The 22,938-nt window shown below is 69.2% G+C and carries 25 protein-coding genes and 1 tRNA gene; 9 read left to right on the forward strand and 17 right to left on the reverse strand.

Annotation, left to right across the window (positions count from 1 at the left end; all coding sequences use genetic code 11):
* Positions 1–190 precede the first annotated feature (190 nt).
* From ACTWPT_RS04370 to ACTWPT_RS04380, 3 genes are all read left to right on the forward strand, one after another.
* Positions 191–646, forward strand: coding sequence for a hypothetical protein (locus ACTWPT_RS04370; protein WP_443175907.1), 456 nt, complete (start codon positions 191–193; stop codon positions 644–646).
* A 300-nt stretch (positions 647–946) separates the two neighbouring features.
* Positions 947–1,171 carry a FitA-like ribbon-helix-helix domain-containing protein gene (locus ACTWPT_RS04375; RefSeq protein WP_443175908.1) on the forward strand — a complete coding sequence of 75 codons (225 nt, stop codon included), beginning with the start codon at positions 947–949 and terminating at the stop codon, positions 1,169–1,171.
* Positions 1,168–1,584, forward strand: coding sequence for a type II toxin-antitoxin system VapC family toxin (locus ACTWPT_RS04380; RefSeq protein ID WP_443175909.1), 417 nt, complete (start codon positions 1,168–1,170; stop codon positions 1,582–1,584). The genes ACTWPT_RS04375 and ACTWPT_RS04380 overlap by 4 nt, the downstream gene beginning before the upstream one ends.
* Positions 1,585–1,815: 231 nt before the next feature.
* On the opposite strand, the gene ACTWPT_RS04385 is transcribed toward ACTWPT_RS04380, so the two are convergent.
* From ACTWPT_RS04385 to ACTWPT_RS04410, 6 genes are all read right to left on the reverse strand, one after another.
* Complete coding sequence (locus tag ACTWPT_RS04385) at positions 1,816–3,954, reverse strand: protein kinase domain-containing protein (protein ID WP_443175910.1); 2,139 nt, start codon at positions 3,952–3,954, stop codon at positions 1,816–1,818.
* Between the two features lie 178 nt (positions 3,955–4,132).
* Positions 4,133–4,756 carry a DJ-1/PfpI family protein gene (locus ACTWPT_RS04390; protein ID WP_443175911.1) on the reverse strand — a complete coding sequence of 208 codons (624 nt, stop codon included), beginning with the start codon at positions 4,754–4,756 and terminating at the stop codon, positions 4,133–4,135.
* Positions 4,757–4,758: 2 nt separating this feature from the next.
* On the reverse strand, positions 4,759–5,721 hold the full coding sequence (locus ACTWPT_RS04395; RefSeq protein ID WP_443175912.1) for a GlxA family transcriptional regulator: 963 nt from the start codon (positions 5,719–5,721) through the stop codon (positions 4,759–4,761).
* Positions 5,722–5,799: 78 nt separating this feature from the next.
* Entirely contained in the window at positions 5,800–6,393 is a 594-nt protein-coding gene (locus ACTWPT_RS04400; RefSeq protein ID WP_443175913.1) for a hypothetical protein, read from the reverse strand.
* Positions 6,394–6,485: 92 nt separating this feature from the next.
* On the reverse strand, positions 6,486–8,111 hold the full coding sequence (gene pruA / locus ACTWPT_RS04405; RefSeq protein ID WP_443175914.1) for an L-glutamate gamma-semialdehyde dehydrogenase: 1,626 nt from the start codon (positions 8,109–8,111) through the stop codon (positions 6,486–6,488).
* The gene (locus ACTWPT_RS04410) at positions 8,111–9,028 is read right to left on the reverse strand and encodes a proline dehydrogenase family protein (protein ID WP_443175915.1); all 918 of its coding nucleotides are present in this window, start codon (positions 9,026–9,028) and stop codon (positions 8,111–8,113) included. Before ACTWPT_RS04410 ends, pruA begins: the two co-directional genes overlap by 1 nt.
* Before the next feature lie 75 nt (positions 9,029–9,103).
* Here ACTWPT_RS04410 and ACTWPT_RS04415 point away from each other — a divergent pair, with 75 nt between their 5' ends.
* Positions 9,104–10,171 (forward strand): PucR family transcriptional regulator, encoded by a 1,068-nt coding sequence (locus tag ACTWPT_RS04415; protein WP_443175916.1) that lies wholly within the window; start codon positions 9,104–9,106, stop codon positions 10,169–10,171.
* On the opposite strand, the gene ACTWPT_RS04420 is transcribed toward ACTWPT_RS04415, so the two are convergent.
* The 3 genes from ACTWPT_RS04420 to ACTWPT_RS04430 form a co-directional block, all read right to left on the reverse strand.
* A complete protein-coding gene (locus ACTWPT_RS04420) occupies positions 10,156–10,869 on the reverse strand; it encodes a glycoside hydrolase family 16 protein (RefSeq protein ID WP_443175917.1) in 714 nt (237 codons plus the stop codon). The genes ACTWPT_RS04415 and ACTWPT_RS04420 overlap by 16 nt on opposite strands.
* A 198-nt stretch (positions 10,870–11,067) precedes the next feature.
* Complete coding sequence (locus ACTWPT_RS04425) at positions 11,068–12,171, reverse strand: glycosyltransferase (protein WP_443175918.1); 1,104 nt, start codon at positions 12,169–12,171, stop codon at positions 11,068–11,070.
* Between the two features lie 109 nt (positions 12,172–12,280).
* Entirely contained in the window at positions 12,281–14,107 is a 1,827-nt protein-coding gene (locus ACTWPT_RS04430; RefSeq protein ID WP_443175946.1) for a SpoIIE family protein phosphatase, read from the reverse strand.
* 65 nt (positions 14,108–14,172) lie between these two features.
* Here ACTWPT_RS04430 and ACTWPT_RS04435 point away from each other — a divergent pair, with 65 nt between their 5' ends.
* Positions 14,173–14,889, forward strand: coding sequence for an ANTAR domain-containing protein (locus ACTWPT_RS04435; protein WP_443175919.1), 717 nt, complete (start codon positions 14,173–14,175; stop codon positions 14,887–14,889).
* Positions 14,890–14,913: 24 nt separating this feature from the next.
* Here ACTWPT_RS04435 and ACTWPT_RS04440 read toward each other — a convergent pair whose 3' ends face one another.
* Positions 14,914–15,270, reverse strand: a complete 357-nt coding sequence (locus ACTWPT_RS04440) for an STAS domain-containing protein (RefSeq protein ID WP_443175947.1) — start codon at positions 15,268–15,270, stop codon at positions 14,914–14,916.
* Between the two features lie 174 nt (positions 15,271–15,444).
* Between ACTWPT_RS04440 and ACTWPT_RS04445 the strand changes: the two genes are divergently transcribed.
* Both ACTWPT_RS04445 and ACTWPT_RS04450 read left to right on the forward strand, forming a co-directional pair.
* On the forward strand, positions 15,445–16,215 hold the full coding sequence (locus ACTWPT_RS04445; RefSeq protein ID WP_443175920.1) for a SigB/SigF/SigG family RNA polymerase sigma factor: 771 nt from the start codon (positions 15,445–15,447) through the stop codon (positions 16,213–16,215).
* Positions 16,216–16,230: 15 nt separating this feature from the next.
* Positions 16,231–16,644, forward strand: a complete 414-nt coding sequence (locus tag ACTWPT_RS04450) for an ATP-binding protein (protein ID WP_443175921.1) — start codon at positions 16,231–16,233, stop codon at positions 16,642–16,644.
* 185 nt (positions 16,645–16,829) lie between these two features.
* On the opposite strand, the gene ACTWPT_RS04455 is transcribed toward ACTWPT_RS04450, so the two are convergent.
* The 4 genes from ACTWPT_RS04455 to ACTWPT_RS04470 form a co-directional block, all read right to left on the reverse strand.
* Positions 16,830–17,027, reverse strand: a complete 198-nt coding sequence (locus ACTWPT_RS04455) for a hypothetical protein (protein ID WP_138668425.1) — start codon at positions 17,025–17,027, stop codon at positions 16,830–16,832.
* 6 nt (positions 17,028–17,033) lie between these two features.
* Positions 17,034–17,798 carry a hypothetical protein gene (locus ACTWPT_RS04460; protein WP_443175922.1) on the reverse strand — a complete coding sequence of 255 codons (765 nt, stop codon included), beginning with the start codon at positions 17,796–17,798 and terminating at the stop codon, positions 17,034–17,036.
* Between the two features lie 96 nt (positions 17,799–17,894).
* The gene (locus tag ACTWPT_RS04465; RefSeq protein ID WP_443175923.1) at positions 17,895–18,446 is read right to left on the reverse strand and encodes a hypothetical protein; all 552 of its coding nucleotides are present in this window, start codon (positions 18,444–18,446) and stop codon (positions 17,895–17,897) included.
* Between the two features lie 88 nt (positions 18,447–18,534).
* Positions 18,535–18,960, reverse strand: coding sequence for a hypothetical protein (locus tag ACTWPT_RS04470; RefSeq protein ID WP_443175924.1), 426 nt, complete (start codon positions 18,958–18,960; stop codon positions 18,535–18,537).
* A gap of 94 nt (positions 18,961–19,054) precedes the next feature.
* Between ACTWPT_RS04470 and ACTWPT_RS04475 the strand changes: the two genes are divergently transcribed.
* A tRNA-Pro gene (locus ACTWPT_RS04475) sits at positions 19,055–19,131 on the forward strand.
* A 75-nt stretch (positions 19,132–19,206) separates the two neighbouring features.
* Here the strand turns inward: ACTWPT_RS04475 and ACTWPT_RS04480 are convergent.
* Positions 19,207–20,127, reverse strand: a complete 921-nt coding sequence (locus ACTWPT_RS04480; RefSeq protein WP_443175925.1) for a tyrosine-type recombinase/integrase — start codon at positions 20,125–20,127, stop codon at positions 19,207–19,209.
* Complete coding sequence (locus tag ACTWPT_RS04485; RefSeq protein WP_443175926.1) at positions 20,124–20,957, reverse strand: replication initiator; 834 nt, start codon at positions 20,955–20,957, stop codon at positions 20,124–20,126. Before ACTWPT_RS04485 ends, ACTWPT_RS04480 begins: the two co-directional genes overlap by 4 nt.
* 144 nt (positions 20,958–21,101) lie before the next feature.
* Between ACTWPT_RS04485 and ACTWPT_RS04490 the strand changes: the two genes are divergently transcribed.
* Complete coding sequence (locus ACTWPT_RS04490) at positions 21,102–21,944, forward strand: GntR family transcriptional regulator (RefSeq protein WP_443175927.1); 843 nt, start codon at positions 21,102–21,104, stop codon at positions 21,942–21,944.
* A gap of 5 nt (positions 21,945–21,949) precedes the next feature.
* On the opposite strand, the gene ACTWPT_RS04495 is transcribed toward ACTWPT_RS04490, so the two are convergent.
* The gene (locus ACTWPT_RS04495) at positions 21,950–22,261 is read right to left on the reverse strand and encodes a hypothetical protein (protein WP_443175928.1); all 312 of its coding nucleotides are present in this window, start codon (positions 22,259–22,261) and stop codon (positions 21,950–21,952) included.
* Positions 22,262–22,938: the final 677 nt, after the last annotated feature.

Consider the following 22,938-nt stretch of genomic DNA (forward strand, 5'->3'; position numbering starts at 1 on the left):
CTGATGCGCGACCATGACGTTGCCCTGGTGCCAGGCCACCAGCTCTGGAGAGAGCGCAGCCAGCCAACCGACAGCGATCTGCATGTGGACGTTGGATCACTGAAAGCGAGTTGCAGGCGGCGTACCTGTCAATGGTGACGCGAGCCCCAACAGGCTCCGCACGGTTCACACCATCACATGGGAGATTCCGATGAGCCGCACCATCCGCACCCTGCTTGGAGTCACCGCCACCGCGGGCGTCGTCGCCCTGGGCATCCCGGCCCTCAGTGCCGCCGCGAACGCGTCGACCATGTCCGCCGCGGGCGTCACCAGCACGGGCTCCGCCGGCACCTTCGACGAGGCCAGGCAGGATCGGCCCTTCCTGTTCAATTACACCTTCAACGGCCACCTCAAGATCGCTGGCGGCGATTTCACCATGGGAGGCCGCGTCTTCCTGACCGTCAAGTACGACTCCGGGCGGGCGGCGTTCTCCAAGTGGCAGATCGCTCGGCCGCATTCCATCACGCCCGGCGGAACAATCTATGTCGACACGACCATCGCCGCTCCCTGTGCCGGAAGCAAGAACGGGTACGCTCGCGCCTACGACGAGGCCACCAAGAGGTGGTCTGCTCGGCTGCCGGTGAGCATCTGCCAGCGGATCGACTGAAGCCCGTTGCTATAAGCGCCGCCCCAGAGACCCGGGAGCTGGGTGAGGCCGGCACGGAGCCCCCGCGCGGGGCCGCCACCTCCACCCGGTACCCGTTCGGACGCGCGACCAGGTGCGCCGTCGCGAACACGTCCGCCGGGCCGCCAAGTCGACCAGTTGGAAACCGGGGAAGACGACGATCAGGACCCGTTGCGGCATGCCCTCATGCTGTTGCGGGCCTTTCATGGCGTCAACGACACGTCTACTGCAGATTACGCCACGAGCAGCAAATGCATGCATGTTGCATGCTAGAGTGCTGACATGGGGATCATTCAAATCAGAGATGTTTCTGACGAGACCGAGCGGATTCTGAAGGCCCGGGCCGAGCGTGAGGGCAAGTCGCTGACGGCCTACCTTCGAGACCTGCTGAATGAAGAGGCGTCCACGCTGACCTTGGACGAGGTGATGACCAAGATCGCGGCTGACGAGCCGGTGCCGTACGACCCCGATTTCGTGCGCGAGACTATGCATGAGGGACGCCGATGAGCTTGGTCGTAGACGCCTCGATCGTCTTCCGCTTGCTGGCCAACGTGAAGGGCGATGAGCTACTCCGGCAGCGGTTGGCCCGCAGGGTGCACGCCCCGGCGTTGATAGATGTGGAGATCGCATCGGTCGTGCGCGGGCACGTGATCACCAGCAAGCCGGAGGTGCGGATCTCCGAGACCCGGGCCAAGGTCATGTTGGAGCGATATGGCCAGCTCAAGATCGTGCGGCACCCCATGCTGCCCCTGCAGTCGCGGGTGCTGGAACTGCGGAACAACCTCACCGCATATGACGGCATGTACGTGGCACTCGCCGAACTGCTGGGCGTGCCGTTGCTCACCGATGACGCCAAGTTCGCCGGCTCGACGGGACATCAGGCAGACATCCATCGATACCCGCCGCCGATTGCGCTGTAGGGCTTCGCGCCGGGCCGCCGCGCGGTCTGGCGGAGGTTTCCGCCAGAGCTCGGACCGCAGCGCGCCCCTGGCGGAGGCCCGTGCACCGACCCGCTGCCTCTGCCGGCGGCCTACGGTGGCACGCATGCGCACGTCCTTGCAGTGACGACTTGGTGCGCCAGCGCGGGGAGGAAATGGCCCGGTGACGCGAGGAGAAGGCGGGGGCGCCCGAGGAGTGGGTGCGGGGCCGCTCTAAGGGGAGGATGGGCCGAGGCTCCATCCTGTGACGTTTCCCTTGACGTCGCCCGCGGCCAGCCAGGACTCCCCGTCGTCCTCGGCGATCACCACTGAGTAGACGCGCCCGCCGGGAGACTTCAGCGGGTCGCCGATCGGCTTGCCGCTGCGCAGGTCCCACACACGGATGGTCCCGTCGAACCCCCCGGAGGCGACGACCGCGCGACCCTTGACCCGCCCCACCGCCAGGCAGGCGACCTCGGCGGTGTGACCGGAGAACGAGGTCACCTCCTGGCCGCTGCGCAGGTCCCAGACGCGGACCTTGTGATCGGAACCGCCGCTGATCCCCAAAGGCTGGCCGTCCATCACCGCGGTCGCCACGGTGAAGACGTCACCGATGTGACCGCGGAAGGTGGCGGCCAGGGCGCCGGTCTCCAGGTTCCACACCTGCGCGGTGTCGTCGGCCGACGCGGTCACCGCGAACGGGTGCCCGTCCATCGTGCCGGTCGCGACACCGAACACCGGGTCGTCGCCCGCCGTCTTGGGCTGGGGCCCGGAGTCCTTGCCCGTCTCCGGGTCCCACACGTGGACCTTTCCGGCCTCGTCACCGCTGACCAGGACCGTCTTGCCCGACACCTGCGCGGCGGCGATCGTGTAGACGATCTTCTGGTGGCCTTTGTAGGCAGGGCCGAGCGGCTCGAGGCTCTCCCCGCCGGAAACGATGACCCCACCGTTCTGCAGGCGCTGGAACATGGCCGCCTGCCCGTCCACCTCGCCCACGTCGATGGCGGCGTCCGTCTCCTCGCCGCCGGAGTTCTTCAGCTCGGCCATCTCGCTGGGGCGCGTATCGAACCTCCACGCCTTGGCCACGCCCTTGGTGCTGCCGGCCAGCACCGCTCGCTGACCGCCGTAGGTGCTCACCGCAAGGCTGTTCACCTCGCCGCCGAGGGTGGTCTTCGCCACCAGCCTGCCGTACGGCCGGGCGGCGACGCTGACCGTCGCCGACGGTATGCCCGTGTTCGCCGAGCGCGTGGGTGTCGCCGTGGAGTCGCTCCCTCCCCCTTCCAGGGCCACCACGATCACGCTCACCAGCACCGCCACGGCGGCGGCCGAGCCCGCCACCAGGAGCCTGGACCGCCTCCGCTGGCGCTGGTCTGTGGTGAGGTCGGCGGGCGGAACGCCACCCGTGGGCGGCGTTCCCCGAGTGGGTGTCCCGGCGGGCCAGACGGAGGACGGCCCGGCCGGCGGCATGCCGGCAGAAGGCGCCCAGACGGGGGTCACTCCGGTCTCAGGAGCCCCGGCTGGGGGAGCTCCGGTCGGGTGCGCGGCCGAGTCACCGCCGACGGGCTTGGTCGAGGTCTGGCCATGGCCGAGGAGGAGGTGGAGGACCTCGGCTGCCGTGGGACGTTCCTGCGGCGCCTTGGCCAGGCAGCGGGCGAGCAGGGCGCGCAGGGGCTCGGGAACGCCGTCCAGATCCGGCTGGGCGTTGAGGATGCGGTACATCACCGCGGGCAGCGTGTCCTGGCCGAAGGGCGCGCGGCCGGTCGCGGCGAAGGCCACGGTCACCGCCCAGCTGAACACGTCGGACGCGGGCTGCGCCGGCTCACCGTGGATCAGCTCGGGAGCCATGTACGCCGGGGTGCCCACCGAGCCGCCGGTGGCGGTGAGGTCGATCGCGCGCGCGATGCCGAAGTCGATCACCCGGGGGCCGTCGGAGCCCAGCAGGACGTTGGACGGCTTGAAGTCACGGTGGACGATCCCAGCCCGGTGGATCGCCGCAAGCGCGGTCGCCGTGCTGACCGCGATGCGGTCGAGCGCGCCGCCGGACCTGGGCCCGTGCTCGCGGACGGAATTCTCCAGCGACAAGCCGTCGATGAACTCCGACACGATGTAGGGCCGGTCGCCGTCGACCGCCACGTCCAGCACGCGGGCCGTGCAGAACGCCGCCACCCGCATGGCCGCGTCCACCTCGCGTAAGAACCGCTCGCGCGCCTCGCTGCTCCCGGCCAGCCTGGCGTGCAGCACCTTGACTGCCACCCGCTCGCCCGAGGCGTCCTCGGCCAGGTAGACCACGCCCTGCCCGCCCTCACCGAGGCCCGCCACGATGCGGTAGTCACCCAGCCGGGTCGGCTCTCCGGCGTGCAGAGGGCGGAACATGGTTCCCGACGATACACGTCCCGTGCGATCAACGGCGATGCCGCGATCTTACGGCCTGGCGAGTCCCTCACCGTCGCCACAGTCGCCCGCTCCGCGACCGTCACTCGGGCGTGCGGTTACCCATTTCCACGTGCTCCCGGGTGGGAGCCGGCCGAGACAGGCCAGGGGAGATCACACCTTAGGTGATGAGCTTGAGCGCGCGCTCGGACGTCCCTTCCGGCGCGGTCTTCGGCGATCCGGCGTGGAACGGCGGGTGCGGGTCGTACTCGATGGCCAGCTGCACGGCCTGCGCCGTTGCCACGTCGGCGGCCTGCCCCAGCAGCGTCAGCGCCATGTCGATCCCCGCCGACACACCTGCGGCGGTCACGATCTTGCCCTGGGCCACCACGCGCTCGCTCACCGGCTCCGCCCCGACCTGCCGGAGCATGTCCAGGACGGCCCAGTGGCTGGTCGCCTCCAGCCCTTCCAGCAGTCCGGCCGCCCCGAGCAGGAGCGAGCCGCTGCAGACGGAGGTCGTCCACCGCGTGTGCTCGTGGGCCTGCTGGATCCACGCCAGCAGTGCCTCGTCGGACATCGCCTCGAGGGTCCCCAGGCCACCCGGCACCACGATCACGTCGGGGCGGTCCACATCCGCGTACGAGGCGGTGGCGGTGAGGGTGAGGCTGCCCTGGTCGTCGGTCACCGGCCCGGCCTGCGCCGCGACGAGCGTGACCGTCCAGCCGGGTGCGAAGGCCAGCACCGTGTACGGGCCGACCACGTCGAGCGCGGTGAAACGGGGATAGAGCGGGATGGCCACGTGCATGGCTACTTCTCCTTCGATTGGAAACGCCGGCGGTGATCGCCGGGTGAGATCCGCCAGTGGCGGCGGAAGACGCGGTAGAGGGTCTCTGGTGTGCCGAGCCCCGACTCCCTGGCCACCGTGTCCAGGGGATGATCGGTGACCTCCAGGAGCCGCCTGGCGGCGTCGGCTCGGCTGCGTTCGACGTACCGGCCGGGGGAGAGGCCCGTCTGCTGCGTGAAGACGCGGGAGAAGTGGCGCTCGCTCATCCCCGCACGCCGCGCGAGCGCGGGCACGCTCAGGTCCGCCTCCGGATGGGCGTCGATGTACGCCTGGAGCTCCCGCAGCGGCTCGCTGCGCGGCGTGAGCGTCCGCATCGGGGTGCTGAACTGGCTCTGCCCGCCCGGCCTGTGCAGATAAACCACGAGCCCGCGGGCGACGTCGCGGGCCAGCGCGTGGCCGTGGTCCCTGGCCACCAGCGCCAGCGCGAGGTCCACGCCGGACAACACGCCCGCCGAGGTCCACACGTCGCCGTCCTCGATGTAGAGAGGATCGGCGTCCACCTCGACGCACGCGTACTGGGACTGGAGGTCATGGGCGGCCAGCCAGTGCGTGGTGACCCGGCGGTGGTCCAGCAGCCCGGCCTCGGCCAGCAGGAACGCCCCGTTGCACACCGAGGCCACCCGCCGCGCCGTGCCCGCCAGCTTGGCGATGCCGCCGACCAGTTCCTCGTCCTTCACCTGCGCCGGCATGGACAGGCCGCCCACCACGAGCAGCGTGTCGACAGGACCCTCGACCTCGCCGAGCGCCGCCGCCGTGACCTCGATGCCGTTCCCGGCTCGGATGGCGCCCCCGCGCGGGGCCGCCACCTCCACCCGGTACCCGTCCTCGGATACGAGCAGGTTCGCCGTCGCGAACACGTCGGCAGGACCGGCCATGTCGAGCAGCTGGAAACCGGGGAAGACAACGATCAGGACCCGCCGATGCATGCCTTCATGCTGGTCGCGGCCCGGGGATGGCGTCAACGACACAGGTATTGCACATTACGCCGAACCCGGTTCTCTGGGTCACGCGTCCAGGTGGTCGAGGATGATGACGGGAGCGTCTTCCACATCCACTGAGTCGCTCTCGAGTCCCACGCCGGTTTCCGCCTCGATGAACGCGAACGCCGCGCCGCGCTTGCCGCTGTAATCCTCTGGGCCGAGGCTGTCGAGCATGGCGCGGAAGCCGGCCAGGACGCCGGGATCGCCGTCCTCGATCCGGTGCGCGACGAAGATGAAATCGCGCATCCGTGCCCTGATCTTGCCGTCGGCCGCGTAGAGGATCGTCCATCCCCCGTTGAAATGCCAGGTCGTCATCCACACGCGCGAGTCCCTGCTGAGATCGGTGATGATGTGGTCCGGCGTGGCGTAGCCGTAGGTGAACTCGAGGAAACCCCATGATCCTTCGCCCTCGACGACCAAGAGGACAGGTCGGTCTTCTCCCAGGGCGTCCTCCCTGGGGTAGGCCATGACGCGTTCCTCGGGATCACGGCCTCCGTTCAGCCGCCACAGGAGATCGTCGACCGTCAGCTCCTCGTCGCGGGGTTGCACGACGGTCCAGCAGAGTGAGTCTTCCAGCCACCCGTGCCGCTGGAAGAGATCGCGGTAGTGATCGATCACGCGATCATTGTGGCGGGAAGTCGCCCGGCCGACATGCCGAGAGCCCCCGGGGGCAGGACCCAGGGGCTCTCGGAGCGGGATGAGCTGAGAAATCAGCCCATGTGCGGATAACGGTGGTCGGTGGGCGGGACGAACGTCTCCTTGATCGTGCGGGCGTTCACCCACCGGATCAGGTTGAAGATCGAGCCCGCCTTGTCGTTGGTGCCGGAGGCGCGGGCGCCGCCGAACGGCTGCTGCCCCACGACCGCCCCGGTCGGCTTGTCGTTGACGTAGAAGTTGCCCGCCGCGAAGCGCAGCCGGTCCGAGGCCGCGGCGATGGCGTAGCGGTCCTGCGCGATGATCGACCCGGTCAGCGCGTACGGGGCGATGCCCTCCATCTGGTCGAGCACCTGGTCGAAGTCACGGTCCTCGTAGACGTGCAGGCCGAGGATCGGGCCGAAGTACTCCTTGACGAAGATCTCGTCGGCGGGGTCGGCGCACTCCAGGATGGTCGGCTTCACGAAATATCCGACGCTGTCGTCGTACGAGCCGGTGAGCATGTCGATGTTCGAGGCCGCCCGCGCCCGGTCGATGGCCGCCTTGTGCTTGGCGAAGGCCCGGCCGTCGATGACCGCGCCCATGAACGTCGACAGGTCCCCGGAGACGTCACCCACGGTCAGCGACTCGGTGGCGGCGACGAAGTCGTCGCGCATCCGGTTCCAGACCGAGCGCGGCACGTAGGCCCGCGAGGCCGCCGAGCACTTCTGCCCCTGGTACTCGAACGCCCCCCTGACCAGCGCCGTCGCGAGCACACCCGGGTCGGCGGACGGGTGGGCCACCACGAAGTCCTTGCCGCCGGTCTCGCCGACGAGCCGCGGGTAGCCGTGGTAAGAGGCGATGTTGGCGCCGACCGTGCTCCACAGGTGCTGGAACGTCGCGGTGGAGCCGGTGAAGTGGATGCCGGCCAGCGCGGGGTGTGTGAGGGCGACGTCGGAGACAGCCTGGCCGTTGCCGGTGACCATGTTGATCACACCGGGAGGCAGCCCGGCCGCCTCCAGCAGCCGCATCGTGAAGTGCGCGGCGAACTGCTGCGTCGGCGACGGCTTCCAGACGACGACATTCCCCATCAAAGCGGCAGATGTCGGCAAGTTTCCGGCGATGGCGGTGAAGTTGAACGGCGTGATCGCGAGCACGAACCCCTCGAGCGGCCGGTACTCCATCCTGTTCCACACGCCGGGCGACGACATCGGCTGGTCGGCGTAGAGCTGCCGGGCGTAGGCCACGTTGAACCGCAGGAAGTCGATCAGCTCACAGGCTGCGTCGATCTCCGCCTGCTGCACCGACTTGGACTGGCCCAGCATCGTGGCCGCGTTCAGCGTCGCCCGCCAGGGACCGGCCAGCAGGTCCGCCGCCTTGAGGAAGATCGCGGCCCGCTCGTCGAACGACAGCGCCCGCCACGCGGGTGCCGCCTGGAGCGCAGCGGAGATCGCGTCCCGCACGTCCTGGGCCGTAGCGTCGTTGGTACGGCCCAGGACGGAGGCATGGTTGTGCGGCTGCACGACGTTGATGGGCGCGCCGCCGCCGAGCCGCTGCTCGCCGCCGATCGTCATGGTGAGGTCGACCGACGCCCCGGCCAGCTCCTTGACGCGGTCCTCGAGCGCGCTGCGCTCGGCGCTGCCCGGCGCGTAGCCGTACACCCGCTCGTTTGCGGGAACGGGGACGTTGCTGATGGCATCCATTACTTACCCCCAAGGGCGCGAAGGAAGAAGGCGACGTTGGCCGGGCGCTCGGCCAGGCGGCGCATGAAGTAGCCGTACCAGTCGTCGCCGTACGGGACGTAGACGCGGACCGTGTGACCGGCCCCGGCCAGGGCCTCCTGCCGGTCGGTCCGGATTCCGTAGAGCATCTGGAACTCGTGGTCGCCGATCGCTCGCCCGTATCGGTCGGCGAGCAGCTCCGTGATCGCGATCATGCGGTCGTCGTGCGTCGCCACCATGGGGTACCCCTTCCCCGCCATGAGGATCCGCAGGCATCGCACGTACGCCTTGTCCACGGCGCTCTTCCCCTGGTGGGCGACCGAGGCGGGCTCGCGGTAGGCGCCCTTGACCAACCGCACCCTGGAGCCCTCCGCCGCCAGGTCGCGGCAGTCCTCCTCGCTGCGGAACAGGTACGCCTGGATCGCCACGCCCGTCGACGGGTGGTCCTCGCGCAGCTTGCGCAGGATGCCGAGCGTGGAGTCGACCGTGGTGTGGTCCTCCATGTCGAGCGTGACGGCCGAGCCGTTCGCCGCGGCGGCGGCGCAGATCTCGCGGGCGTGCTCCAGCGCCATGGTCTCGTCGAGCCGCTGCCCGACGGCCGACAGTTTCACCGACACCTCGCCCTTGGCGCCGAGCTCCAGCGGCCGCAGCGCCTCCAGCAGCTTGATGTAGGCGTTCGCGGTGGCCTCGGCGGCACGCGCGTTGCGCGTCTCCTCGCCGAGGTGGTCGATCGTGACGGCGAGGCCGGCGTCACGCAGCCGTTCGACGGCGTCGCGGGCCTCCCCGACGGTCTCGCCCGCGACGAACCGCCCCACCACCTTTCTGGTGAGCGGGAGGCCGGAGACGGCACGACGTACGACGCCGCTCCCTGAAGCGGCGAGCAGCAGTTGACCGAGCATGCACTCAGTTTAAAAACGCAGCTCAGAGGGGGCCATCGACGCGCGTAACGCGGCGTGTGGCAGGCTGTTGTACAAATGCACAACTCGGCCGACCTACAAGAGCTCGTCGACGAGATCGCCACCCGGCTGGGGGCGTCCGCGACGCTGGAGGACCGCTCGTTCCGGCTGCTGGCCTACGGCGCGCAGCACGGCGACATCGACACGGTCCGCCAGGAGTCCATCCTGCGCAGGCGCGCCACCGGCGAGGTGCGCGACTACTTCGAACGCTACGGCATCGCCAAGGCCGAAGGCCCGGTCAGGATCCCCGGCGACGCCGACCTCAAGGTCCTGGCCAGGGTGTGCTGGCCGCTGCGGCACGGCGACGTCGTCTACGGCTACCTGTGGCTGCTCGACTCGGGCGTGCTCACCGGCGAGCGGCTGCGCTCGGCCGCGCCGCTCGTGGCCAGGGCCGCCGCCGCGCTCGCCCAGGAGGCCAGGAGCCGCCGCGACCTAGGGCGCGGCCTGCTGGCGCTGTTCTCGCCCGACCCCGAGGAACGCGCCGGGGTGTCCATCGAGCTCACCGGGCCGGTCACGGCCATCGCCGTACGCGAGTCGCAGGAACGCCTCGCCGAGCTCTGGACGCTCCCGCGCGGCGTCCTGTCTCGCCCCGGCTCGCCGGTCGCCCTGCTCGCCCCCGCCCACCTGGCCGGCGAGGTGGCGCAGACCGTCCAGAGCGCGTACGGCACCGCGGCCGGCGTCGGCGCGCCCAGGGCCGACTCGGCCGACGCCTGGCTGAGCTGGCGCGAGGCCCGCCAGGCGTTGCGCATCGCCGAGCACTTCCCGCGGCACTCTCCCGTCGCCCGCTGGGAGGACCTGGGCGTGCACCGTCTGCTGGCCCGGCTCGGCCGGCCGGACCTACGCGAGCTGGCCGCCGAGACCGCCGCGTTGGACGCGGAGCTGGCGCAGACCGTGGAGGTCTACCTCGACCGCGGCGGCCACGCCCAGAAGACGGCCGCCGAGCTCGGCATCCACCGGCAGACGCTCTACTACCGGCTGGGCAAGGCCGAGCGGCTCACGCACAGGGACCTGTCGGACGGCGACGACCGCCTGGCCGTGCACCTGGGGCTCAAGGCCGCCAGGCTGCTGGGTCACGACGCTTTGTAGACCTTCACCCAGTCGACGTACATCGACACGGTGGCCGGCGTCGAGGCGTCCCGGCAGCGCGGCTCGCACACCACGTCGTTCTGCAGCGCCAGCCCCATCCGGCCGCCGTCGGGGGCGTACGCGCCGCGGTAGTCCCACACCTTCCTGCCGTCCAACCAGAACGTCAGCCGCCCCGGCAGCCAGTCCACGGCCGCCGTGTGCCAGCGGGTGAAGTCGGCACGCAACAGTCGCTGGGCCCGGCCGTGACCGCCGTGCACGAAGATGCCGCCGCCCTGCCGCTTCGGGTCCACGATCTCGGCGAAGTTGACCTCGGCGTAGCCGCCGCCCTGGCCCTGCGCCGTCGGCCACAGCAGCGCCACCGGCGTGTAACCGGCGCCCGCCTCTGCCCGGAACCTGACCTCCCACCGGCCGTACTTCTGCGCGTGCCGGGTGGCCACGCCGCCCGACAGGTCCTTGCCGCCGTACATGCCGCCTTTGAGGCGCAGGACGCCGTTCGCGACCGTGGCCGCCCGGCCTGTGCGGGGATTCCGCTCGGCGTTGGGGGAGTGGTAGATCATCCACTTGCTCGTGTTGATCGAGGAGCCGTTGAAGTTCTCCACGAGGACGGGTGGGCCCCACGTGTGTGCTTGCGCGGTCTGGGGGAGCGCGGCGACGCTCAGGAGCGCCGCCGCAGCCGTGATCGAACTGCGTCTGAGCATGCGCCCCATAGAAGCAAAGATTTCACTCCGGTAACACCCCATCCATCTCATCCATCACTTCGGTCACCGGATCCGTGGCTCCGAGCAGGGAGCGGGTCAGCGCCTCGTGGTCGCGCAGCATCTCCTCCTCGCACACGCCGCCCGTTCCCGGCCACGAAAAACGGCCCCGGCAGAGCCGGGGCCGTTTCGCGGAGGGGGTCAGGCGCAGGCCGCCTCGTAGACCCGTACCAGTTCCTGGCTCACCCGCTCCCAGGAGTAACGCGAGCGGGCCCGGTCGGCGCCCGCGTACCCGAGCGCGGTCCGCAGGGTCGGGTCCCACAGCAGCTCGCGGGCCAGCCGCGCGGTACGTGCCGGCCGGTCGGGCGGCACCAGCAGGCCGGTGACGCCGTCGATGACCGAGTCCAGGTGCGCGCCGACGGCCGAGGCGATCACCGGCACGCCACAGGCCATGGCCTCCAGCGCGACGATCCCGGTGACGGCCTCGCGCGGCACCGACACCACGGCGTCCGCGCTGCGCATCAGCTTCGGCACCGCCGCCCGCTTGACCTGGCCCAGCAGCGTCACCCGGTCGTCGACGCCGAGCTGCTCGGCCAGGGAGCGCAGGCGGCGCACGTCCCTGTCGTCGTCGAGGTCATCGGGCTCGGGCCCGCCGGCGATGATCAGCTCGACGTCGGAGAGTCCCTGCAGCGCCCGCACGATGGTGTACGCGCCGCGCTCCGGCGTGAGCGGGCCGACGTGCAGCAGCCGCTTGCGCGAGCCGCGCGTGGCCATCGGGCCGCGCCGCTGGAAGCGCTCGGTGTCGACGCCGTAGGGGACGATCGCGATGTTGCCGCGCGGCACGCCGAGCCGGATCAGCGCCGACTCCTCGTCGCCCGAGCCCGCGATGACCGCGTTCGCCCTGCGACCCAGGGCCCTTTCCACGTCCTTGTGCAGCGTGTCGACGGTGTGGAACGTCTGCGTGACCGGCACCGACAACCCCTTGGCGCCGGCCACGGCGGCCAGGCCCCAGGTCCAGGTGTGGGCGTGGATCACGTCGGGACGGTCCTGGTTCCATCGTCGCATGAGGTGGTCGCCGAGGTCGTTGAGGTACGGCACCACGTCGTCGGCCGGCAGGTCCTTGGGCGGGCCCACCTGGAGCTGCTCCAGCGTGACCCCCGGGGCCACCCGCGTCCTGGGCTTGCCCTCGGCGTTGTCACGGCGGGAGTAGATGGTGACGTGATGCTCGCGCCCCAGCTGGCGTGCGACCGCGAGTATGCGGTGGCGCTGGTTTCCCCCGGCAGATGCGACGATCGCAATATTCATGGCACACCTCAGCAGCGTGGAAAGCGTTTAAGGTGTGCCTGCGTCTTAGGCACATGCGTCTACGTCTACGACGATACCCAGGTTTACTGCGTTCGCAAACCCCTACAGATCAGACACCTCGGAGGGCCAAAACCACGATCTCATCCCACACCTGGCCGGCTGAGAACGCGTTCCGGTCCGACTCCACCGCCTTGACCACGGTGGACGGCGCCTGGCCCGCGCACCGGCCGAGCACGTCGGCCAGACGCTCCTCGCCGTACGGCTCGCCCTGCTCGTTCCTGGAGGAGATCAGCCCTTCCGAGTACAGCAGCAGCGTCTCGCCCGAGCAGACCGTCAGCGTCTCCACCCCGGTCTCAGCCTCGGGCGCGATGCCCAGCGGCACACCGCCGCCGGCCGCGTACCGCACGCCGCCGTCGGGCTGCAGCAGTATGGCGGGATGGTGCCCGGCCGACGACAGCCGGATCTCACGACCTCGTACGAACCCCGCCACCGCCATCACGAACATGCCGGTGCCCTGCGCGACCAGCGCCTCATTGACCTTGCGCATCACCAGGTCGGGATCGGACTCCCAGGTGCTCAGCACCCGCAGCCCGCCGCGCACCATGGCGCTGACCGACGCCGCCTCCTCGCCCTTGCCTGCCGCGCCGCCCAGCGCGAACCCCCACCCTTTGGAGACCGGGAACACGTCGTAGAACTCCGCGCCCACCGACGAGCCCGGGTGGTAGACGGCCGCCGCCTCGTAGCCGGGCACGTCGGGCAGGTTGCGCGGCGCGACGCTCGCCGAAAGCGCGTCCGCCGCCCGCGAACGGCTCTGGTAAGTGCTCTGCGCGCGGACCGCCAGCCCGAGCTGCAGCCCCACCTCCTGCATCACGGCCAGGTCCGCCAGCGTGAACGGCGGCCTTTCGTGTGTGCGCACCAGCGTCAGCGCCCCGTCGCCGGCCCCGATCGGCACGCACACCATCGAGCCCGCGCCCATCGCCGTCAGCACCGGGCCCTCGGCGCAGAAGCCCAGCATGGTCTCGTCGTCCACCATCTCCTGCACCACGCCGGAGCCCCGCTCCAGCACCTGCAGCACCACGTGGCCGGCGGCCGGATCGGCCGCCTCGATCTGGCGTACGAGCTCGCCGACCGGATGATCCTTGGGCCCCATCACGACCGAGCGGCGCGGCAACCCGCCGCGTACAAGATCGGCGACCACCCAGTCCGCCCACTCGGCCGCCAGCAGCCGGGTCGCCCGCGCCATCGCGACAGGACGCAGCAGCGCCTGCTCGTCGAGCAGCAGCTTGCCCATCTTGACCAGCAGGTCCTGCCGCTTGGCCGCGGCGATCAGCAACGCTCCGTCGGACTGCTCGGGCCGCCGCGCGCCCGGCTCGGGCAGCTGCACCTCGGTCGGCAGCGCCACGGCCGCCACCATCTGCTGCGGCTCGCCCGGCATGGTCAGCCGGGTCAGCGCCACCTGCACCGTGTGGGTGCGCCCCTGGTGCGCCAGCCGGGTCTCGAACGCCGACGGCTGCCCGGTCTGCAGCACCGACGTCAGATGCGAGCGGAACGCCGCTCGCCGCGACACGTCCACGAGTAGCGGGAACGAGCGCCCCACCAGGTATCCGTCGGGGCTGCCGAGCATCCGCGAGGTCTCCGGGTTGATCCTCCTGACCACGCCCCCGCCGTCCAGCACGATCACCGGCACCGGGAACGCCCGGAACACCTGGCGCAGCAGCTTCAGCTCCCGCTGCGCGCCGTCCTTCTTGCCCCCGCCCCGCTTGGCGCCCTTGCGTAGCTGCTCGCCGGCCTCGGCCAGCAACTCGACCGCCGTGTCGAGCTCGGCGAGCGCGGCGTCCAGGGTTTGCGCCAGGTCGGCGGGGTAGGCGGTCCTCGCTTCACGCAGCGACGAGACGCGCCCGGCCAGCGCGTCCAGCGCGTGTTCGAGGTCCGGCATGGTCACCCTCTGACGCTACGCCACTCAGGATATTGACTGCTATATGGGGGTAGAGCCTTATCGCTATGGAATCAACCGCGATGATCACCCCCGGTCTCGCCCGCGATCTGGCCACGCTGGGCCGGCTGGGCGAGGACACGTCGACGGAGAGCGTGCTGCGCGGGCTGACCACGGCGCTGGCGGCCGGCGTGCCGGGCTGCTCGGGGGCCTCCGCCGAGCACTGGCGCGACCACCGAGTCCTGGTCTCCGGCTCGCACAGCGAGCTGATCATGCTCGTTGAGGGCGAGCGTGAGCTGGGTGAAGGCCCGTCCATCGAGGCCAGGAAGAGCGGGGCCCGCGCCTCCGTGGCGGACGTGCTGACCGACAGCCGATGGCCGCGCTACGACGCGCTGGCCACCCGATGGGGCGTGCGCTCGGCGCTGGTCGTGCCCATCGACGTGGCGCCCGCCGAGCTGGTCGTCGGCCTGTACTCCGTACGCCCTGGCGCGTTCTCGGCACAGGGCGCCCACTCGCTCACCGACATGCTGACCGAGCAACTCGGTGTGGCCATGGCCAACATGTCGGAGTTCGACGAGGTCCGTACCGACGCCGCCCAACTGCAGGCGGCGCTCGCCGGGCGGTCCGTCATCGACCAGGCCAAAGGCATCATCATGCAGACCAGCGGATGCACGGCCGAGGCCGCGTTCGAGGAGCTGCGCAGGATCTCCCAGCACCACCAGGTCAAGGTGGCCGACCTGGCCAGGCTCCTGGTCGACGAGCACCAGCGCAAGTCGCGCCGCTGAGGTCGGGTATTCAGCCGACCTCAGCTATCCAATGGCGGCGAGAGCGTCGTCGAGCGAGTCGTAGAGCGGCAGCCGTTGAGCCAGCCCCGTGATCCACATCACCTTGGACTTGGAGTATTCCACTCCGATGAGCGCGAACCGCGCGCCCGACGCCAGGCTCGTCTGCCAGTGGTGCACGATCAGGCCGAGTGCGCGCGAGTCCATGAACGTCACCCCCGCCAGGTCGAGGATCACATCGGAACCCGCCATCGACAGGTAATCGGCGAACTGCTCGCGCGTGGTCGCGTCGAGCACGCCGTCGACTCGGATCACGGTGATCCCGTCGACGGTCGACGACGTCAGGCTCAGGGCGGCCGCGGGCCCGTCGCCGTTCTCCGGCATTGTCACGCAGCAACCCTACTGTCACCGCACGAGGGAGGAATACTTCTGACGACACGGGGGACACTGGATCCGAAGTCCAGCAGCGGGCTTTCGTCTCGAGAGAAGAGCGAGGCGCGCCACTGCATGGGCTTTTCTGCTCAGCAGAGGCCGCCTGCGTCCATATGAGGAGCAGCGATGGCTGTGCAGGAATACGTCCTCGAGGAGATGACAGCAGAAGAGCTCCTGGCCGAGATGGCCAGGGACGAGACACCGGACAGCCATAAGGAGCGGCTGCGCGAGCGCATCGTCGAGATGCACCGGCCGCTCGCCATGGAGATTGCCAGGCGATACCGGTATCGGGGCGAACCTTTGGAGGATCTCCTCCAAGCCGCGTATGTTGGCCTGATGAAGGCCGTCAACGGCTTCGACCCGAGCCTCGGGCACGCCTTCAGGGGCTACGCGGTCGTCACGATGACCGGCGAGGTCAAGCGTCACTTCCGCGACCGCACCTGGGCCATCCGAGTGCCCCGCCTCTATCAGGAACGGCGCTCCGAGCTCAACAGGCTCGTCGCCGACCTCAGCCAGGACCTCGGCAGGTCGCCGACCGTGGCCGAGCTGGCCGCCAAGATGAACATCACCGAGGAGGACGTCCTGCTGACCCTCGACGCCTCCGCCGCCTACAGCACGTTGTCGCTCGACGCGCCGCTCGGCACCGACGACGACGCCGCCTCCCTCGGCGACGTCATCCCGGAGGACGACGACACGTTGAGCACGATGGTCGACAGGGAGGCCGTCAAACCCCTCATCGACGCGCTTCCCTCGCGCGAGAAGCACATCCTGTTGCTGCGGTTCTTCGGCAACATGACGCAGGCCGAGATCGCGGCCGAGTTCGGGATCTCCCAGATGCACGTCTCGCGCATCCTCCGCAAGGTCCTCGACCAGCTACGTAGCGAGCTGGTCGGCTGAGAAGAAGGTCGCCGGGTGAACGAGGACGTAGAGCCTCCTTCGGGCTACACGAGCCCGCCACCCGGCGCGCCCGTGAGACGGCTCCGTTTCCGACTGCCGGATCTGCCACGGGTCCGGCAGTTCGCTGAGGACGAGGCCCGTGACGCCGGTATGGCCGAGGAGGCCGTCGGCGACTTCGTCATCGCCGTCAACGAGGTCGCGACCAACGCCGTCACCCACGGGGCCGAGCCCGCCACCCTGCGCACCTGGACGGCGAGCGGGGACCTGGTCGTCGAGGTGCACGACGAGGGCTCGTGGAAACCGGGGCCGATGCCGGGCGCCGTGGGCGGCATGGGCCTGTGGGTGGCCCGTCTGCTGTCGTCCGACCTGACGCTGCGCGTGGGCAACGGCGGCAGCACGGTGATCATGCGCTTCCCGGGCAAGGACTGAACGCGTCCGTCGCCCGAACACGCGTCCGCCGCCGGTGCTCACCGGCGGCGGACGTTGCTGTTGCCGGGGGCGGGCTGGACCCGCCACCTGCTGCCTTGGGCGGGCTGAACCCGCCACTTGCTGTCTTGGGCGGGCTGAACCCGCCACTTGCTGCCTTGGGCGGGCTGAACCCGCCCGAACTGCTGTCAGCGGCGGGCCCGGCCGCGCCAGTTGCTGTACCCGGTGCGGATGCCGGCCGTGCCGACCCCTGCCTGATGCAGGGCCAGCAGGCACAGCCCCAGCAACGCGAACGTCATCCCCGAGAACCCTCCGGGAATCCGCACACCGACCAGGTCGAGCAGGAAGCCCAGCCCGAAGATGATCGCTGCCACTATCGCGAGCATGTCATGTCACCTCGATCCCTCACTCGGGTGGCCTGACGCCTGGTACGTTTGCGTGCCCTGCGTTCCGGACAGGGCCAGCAGGCGTTCCAGGACGTTCCTGTAGTCGCGCAGCGCCAGGCGCAGCTGCTCGGTGTCGGAGGACTCGGTGTCCTTCCAGCGGTCGCGCAAGGCGTCCATACGGGTGGCGAGGCTGCTGGTGAGCGACTCCACCACCTCGCCCACCAGGCCGTCGGCGCGCTGCACGGCATCGCCGGGATCGTCCACGAAGGACGCCTGCAGGTCGCGCCAGCGGGCCTGCACCTGGGCGGGATCCTGATCGAACAGGACGACGTCCTCGGGAGCGGCGTGCCCCGGCGCGTGGGCCGGATCCGGTTCGGCCGCAGACTCGGGCTCCGGCTCGGCCGCAGACTCCGGCTCGGCCGCAGACTCCGGCTCGGCCGCAGACTCGGGCTCGGCCGCAGACTCGGGCTCCGGCTCGGCGACAGACTCCGGCTCCGGCTCCGGCTCGGACAGCATGTCACCACCGCCGGTCCTGGCGTACGGATCCCGGTAGGGGGCGTCTTCGTCCTCGGGAGCGGGAGTCACGACGGCGCCCGGGACGGCCGCCGCATATTCGTCGTCGTTCCTGGGGCTCTCGGCCCTCAGCTTGTCGTCGTCCTCTTCGTCCACCTGCCCAGAGGCGGGCGTGGTGGCCTGCTCGCTTCGAGCGAATTCCTCCTCATCGGCGAGATCGCCGCCGGGCTGACCGCTTGGGGAGCGCCCTTCCGTCACGTCAGCACCCTCATCAGTCCGCTTATCGGCGTACTGATCAGCGCGCTCATCGGCGCGTTGCGACGGCACTTTCAGCTCGTCGCTGCTCATATCGTGTCACCGTCCTCCTCGGGTGGTTTTCTGCAGCAGCTCCTCGAACAGCGCGCGGTAGTGCACCATGGCCTGCCGGAGCTCCTCTGTGGAGGCCTCCTTCCTGGCCGCCCGCCCGCTGATCTCGTGAGCCGTCCTGTAGTGATCGAGAGTCGCCGCGTGCCCCACCGACAGGTCGGACAGCCGCTGCTCGAAGTCCTCCGTCGGGTAGCCCCGTTCCGCCATGACCGCCGTGACCAGCTGATCCGCCTCGGTCACCGCGAACCCCGGCGCGTCCACGAAGCGCTCCTGCACCTCGGTCCACCGGTTGGCGTAGGTGTCGCGGGCCTCCGCGGGGAGGGGCCGGATGTCGAGCTCGGCGTGACGCTGCTCGCGGGCGAGCAGCTCCTGCTCGGCTTCCCGCCGGTTCTCACGCTCGGCGACCATGCGTTCGTACTCTGGGCCGAAACGTTCGCGGAGATGGTTACGGCGCTGCTGCCGCTGAAGCATGACGTACACGACTGCGGCGACCGCCACCACCGCGACCACGACGACGGCCACCCAGACATAGGTGGTCATGATGTTCGCCTCCGGTCTCTATGTTGAGACCGCGACTGCCCTCGAACAGGCATGTGAAACTCACCCGGCCATACCGGCCAGGGCGTGCTCAGCGGCCTTCGAGCCCTTTTCTCGCCGCCGCGAGCACGGCTGCGACATGTGAGCCTGATGGGGGAGCGGGGACCTCGCTGAACCCTTCAGCGGCGTCGTACCGGACATCCAGTCCGGCATCGACGAGCCGCTGCGCCCACCGCAGCGCGGTGTTCATCCGCTCGGCCGCCGGCGGCTTCCCCTGCGCGGCCGCCGACAGGTTACGCAGATTGGTCGCGGGCCCCGACTGGGCATGCGCCCGGGCGAGCTTCCACGGCACGGCGTCACCGTGGTCCATCATCGGCTTGGCCAGCCCCGCAGCCCGCTTCGCCTGCAACACCCCGGACTCGCTGACCCCGAAATGAGCAGCCAGCTCCTGCACGCTCATTCCCTGGGCGACCAGCTCGGCCAGCTCCCTTCGATCGATGGTCGGCTTACGCCCCACCGGCCACCTCCGCTCCCGCTTCACGTGTGCGCGTACACCTCCGATGTGCGCTAAGGTTATGACGTCGCGCTCCACAGGGAGCAACCGACACAACCGGGACGTAGCGCAGCTTGGTAGCGCACTTGACTGGGGGTCAAGGGGTCGCAGGTTCAAATCCTGTCGTCCCGACCAGGTTTTCGCTGGTCGAGCAGGGTGTCACTCATCAGGGTGGCACCCTTTCGCATTGCTGAGTGACCAACTGAGTGACTACCGGGCGAAGAGGGTGTCCATCGCCGCAGCTCCTTGCAGGAGTACGGGGCGGATCTGCTTACGGTAGACGGCTTCGGTGACGGCGGTGCCACTGTGGCCGACGAGGCGGGCGATGTCCTCCAGGGGGACGCCGGAGTCGGAGAGCAGTGAGACGAAGCTGTGCCGCATCTCGCGGGGTGTCCAGTAGTAGGCGGGCATTCCGGCATCCTTGACGATCTTCCGGAAAGCGCGGCGGACGTTGTGGGCGGCGAGGGGTGTACCGACGAGCGAGGCGAAGACGAGCCCATGATCCTGCCACTTCTCGCCTGCCTCCTTCTTGTCCCTGCGCTGCTGCTCCCGGTGCGTCTTGAGCGCTTCCACGCATCGCTTGGGCAGCGCTAGTGATCTCCGTGAGCGCTTGGTCTTGGTGTCGCCTCCTTCGCGTACCGAGCGCCACACGGCGATCCACGGCGGGATGTCCTTGTCCGGATCGCCGACGAGATCCACCTCCTTCCACGTGAGCGCCCGCAGCTCTTCCGTACGGGCACCGATCAGCAGCGACAGGACGACGTAGGCGTATAGGCGTGTGCCCTCGGCCGCGTCGAGGAGGGCGGTCGCCTGGTCGAGGGTGAGGGACTTGGACGGGCGGCCTTCCTTGCCTTCCGGGATCTCGCACAGGCCCACCACGTTGCGCTTGACCTTGTCGCGGGCCTGGGCAAACTTCACCGCGCGGTTCAGGCACGAGTGGAGCAGCCGCACCGTGCGGGCGCTGAGGAGCTTGGCCTTGCTGACGGGCCACCGGTCCACGTCCTCGGCGCTCAGCTCGCGCAACTTGCGGGCGCCCAGGTCGGGGAGGATGTGCTTGTCGCACAAGGTCCGGTAGTTGATAACCGTGGTCTGGTTGCGGCCATGCAGGCCGTAGGCGAGCCAACTCGTCACGGCGTCCGCCACGGTGTAGTTCGCCGGGCCGCTGGCAAGCCCGTCCTCATGGTCGCGGATGATCTCTTTGAGCTTGGCCTTGGCTTCAGTCTTGGTCTTGCCGCTGGTCCGTCGAGCCGGACGATGGCGTGAAAGTGGATCAGGCCCCGCCGCTGGTACTCGGCGACTTTGGCGAACGACACCCGGACCAGACGGCTGAACTGCCGTCGGCTCAGACCGGCTTCACTCGCCAGGCTGCGGCGCACTTCCAGGGCGAAGCGATGCCAGAGCCCGCCCGCGTGCGCCTGCCAGAGCGCGGCCCCGACGTAGTCGTAACAGTCTAGACAGAGCGGCTGACCGAGGCACGGATCGTGCGGCTCATGCCGGACACTGCAGCCGACCGGCCGCCCGTGCTCACACACCCCCTCTCGCCTACGCGGACGGCAAGGCTTTCCGTCACGCAGGGAGTGGACGGGCCCGAACGAAGGAGCCGTCAGGGTCACGAAGACCCGAGGATGGCTGCTCACGGTCTCGGGGGTGCCTTTGCCGCCCGACAGTCCAGCACGGATGAGCTGGAACGTGTCGGCGCGGTAGACCTCTGAACAGGAGGGGCAGACCGAGGCGCGGCGATTGCCGCAAGCCACCAGGAGCCGCCCGGACGGCTCGTCCTCCGTGCGGTAGCTGTGTAGCACCTCGCCCGTACCCGCATCCACGATCATGGACTCTCCCGTCAGGTGGATCGGGTGAGCGCATCCGCCAATGGCGGCGACCATGGACTTCCACCGCGAGTAGCCGGGATCGTTGACGACTCGCGCGAGATCAGCCAGCCACTCCGGCTGGCCGCCGTTCACTACCTCCTTGCTGCTGATGACAACCTCCTTCGCATCGGCTCCGACTGTTGCTTCAACACGTGCTACGTCTTGGCCCATATCGACATGGTAGCCAAGACGTGCTACCTCTTGTAAAGAGCAAATGTAGAGCGGGAGGTAAAGAGCATGACCGACGACAAGACAGCGGCCCGGTGGCGGGTCATCGCCGACCTACTGCGCACCGACGTGCTGCAAGACCACTACAAGCCTGGCCAGGCGCTACCAGGCGAGGCGTTCCTCGCCAACGAGTACGCCACTTCGCGGCCCACCATCCGGAAGGCCATCGCCCAGCTCGTCGGCGAAGGACTCCTCACCGTCGCGCACGGAAGGGGCACCTTCGTCCGCCCGACCCCCGACCGCCGGCTCATCCTCCTGGGCGCCGCAGAACGGGAAGATCTTCTCAGCCCGGCCTACGACCCTTCGCGCCAGGGCTGGGAACACGTCACCGTCCCCAGCGACGCAGAGCGTGCCGACTCGCGGCTTGGCCCCAATATGCCGATCTTCATGAGCATCGAAGGCTCAACGGCCGACACCCTGAACGTGCGCCGAGGCCGCATGGGCCTCTACCGCTACGCCCACTGGCAGCACACCAAGACACACGCCCGCATCCACCTCAGCTCCTACGTCCTGGCCGACCAGGTAGGCACCGTCACCACCCACGAAGGCCAGCCACGGCTAGAGGATGAGGTCGCGCCGGAGGAGTACTACGTCCGCCTGGAGCGCATGCATGGCTCGCTGCGCTGGATCACCAGCGTCCACGCGCAAATGCCGTACGGCGACACGTGGGAAGACCTCAACATGGAACCCATCGGCACCCCGCTTCTGATCGTCCGCCGAGTCATGCTCAGCAGCGACGGACGCCCCTTGGAAGTCACCGAGATTGAGGCTCCCGGCGACCGCTTCGAGGCGATCCCAGCCAGCGAAGCGGAGCAGGCCGGGGGCGACAGCCAGATCACCCTCCGAGTTTGATGGGCTCAAAGTTTCTTCACTCGGCCCGCCGATCCCGTACTGGCAAACGGAGGCAGCCCGAACAGGTTGGCCGTGGACATCACGTTGCCCGCGCGGCGTTCCAGGTCGGTCAGTGGTACTCGCTTGGCGAAGACCGGCACGCCGTCGATGGCCAGCAGGGCGGAGGTGCCGCCTATCCCCGTCCCCAGAAGCTGCGCTTGCTCCAGCAACTCACCGAGCCGCCGGTCGCTGTGCAACGCCAACGCGCTGGCGACATCGCTGTATCTGCTGACACGCTCACTCTGAGACATGTCCAACCGTGTATCTTGCAGTTCCAATGGCAGGCACCCTTCTGATCAACTTCGCGTGTCAGACGCTACCTCCGAGGGAAGTGCTCGGACGGCTGATTTCGAAGTGGGTTGGGGCCGTGACGATCGCCGACTTCGGGACTTACCGCACGTGGCTGGGCGATCGGCTGCCGCGGACCGACTTCGTCGGCCCTTGCCATCGAGCCCGAAGGCTGAGGTCTGCTGTACAGCAACCAGTACAGCAACCAGTACAGCAACGCCGACGCATTCAACCGCACGGCGACCATCCGGATCCGCTGGTCAGGTCCGTTCGAGGGCGATCGACGTGGTGTCTGCCCTGCCCTTGTAATCAAGGATTCATCAGAGCCCGTGTCGATTTCGCGGGCGTAAACCTGGGCCTGACGGGCTCTGGGAACTTCAAGATCTGATGTTCGTTGGCCTGTGTAGATCCGTCCGTTGGTCGATCGGGCAGGCTGTCGGTTCAATTCCGGCCGGGATTGCAGCATGGGTGATCCTTGTGGTGACACTGACCGTAGTCCGCCATTTGCTTGATCGGTCCTCGGGAAGCCCGAGCCAAGAAGGCTCTTCGAACTTGATCGGGGTTGAAGCCTGACTGCTCGTGCTCGCGTGGCTGGGGTGCGGTCGGCTCTTGAGCGAGCTCGCGGCTCCCGTCGATCATTTCTGTTGTCGACGCAGAAGATCACAAC

It is taken from the genome of Nonomuraea sp. 3N208 (assembly GCF_052245935.1).
GTDB lineage: Bacteria > Actinomycetota > Actinomycetes > Streptosporangiales > Streptosporangiaceae > Nonomuraea.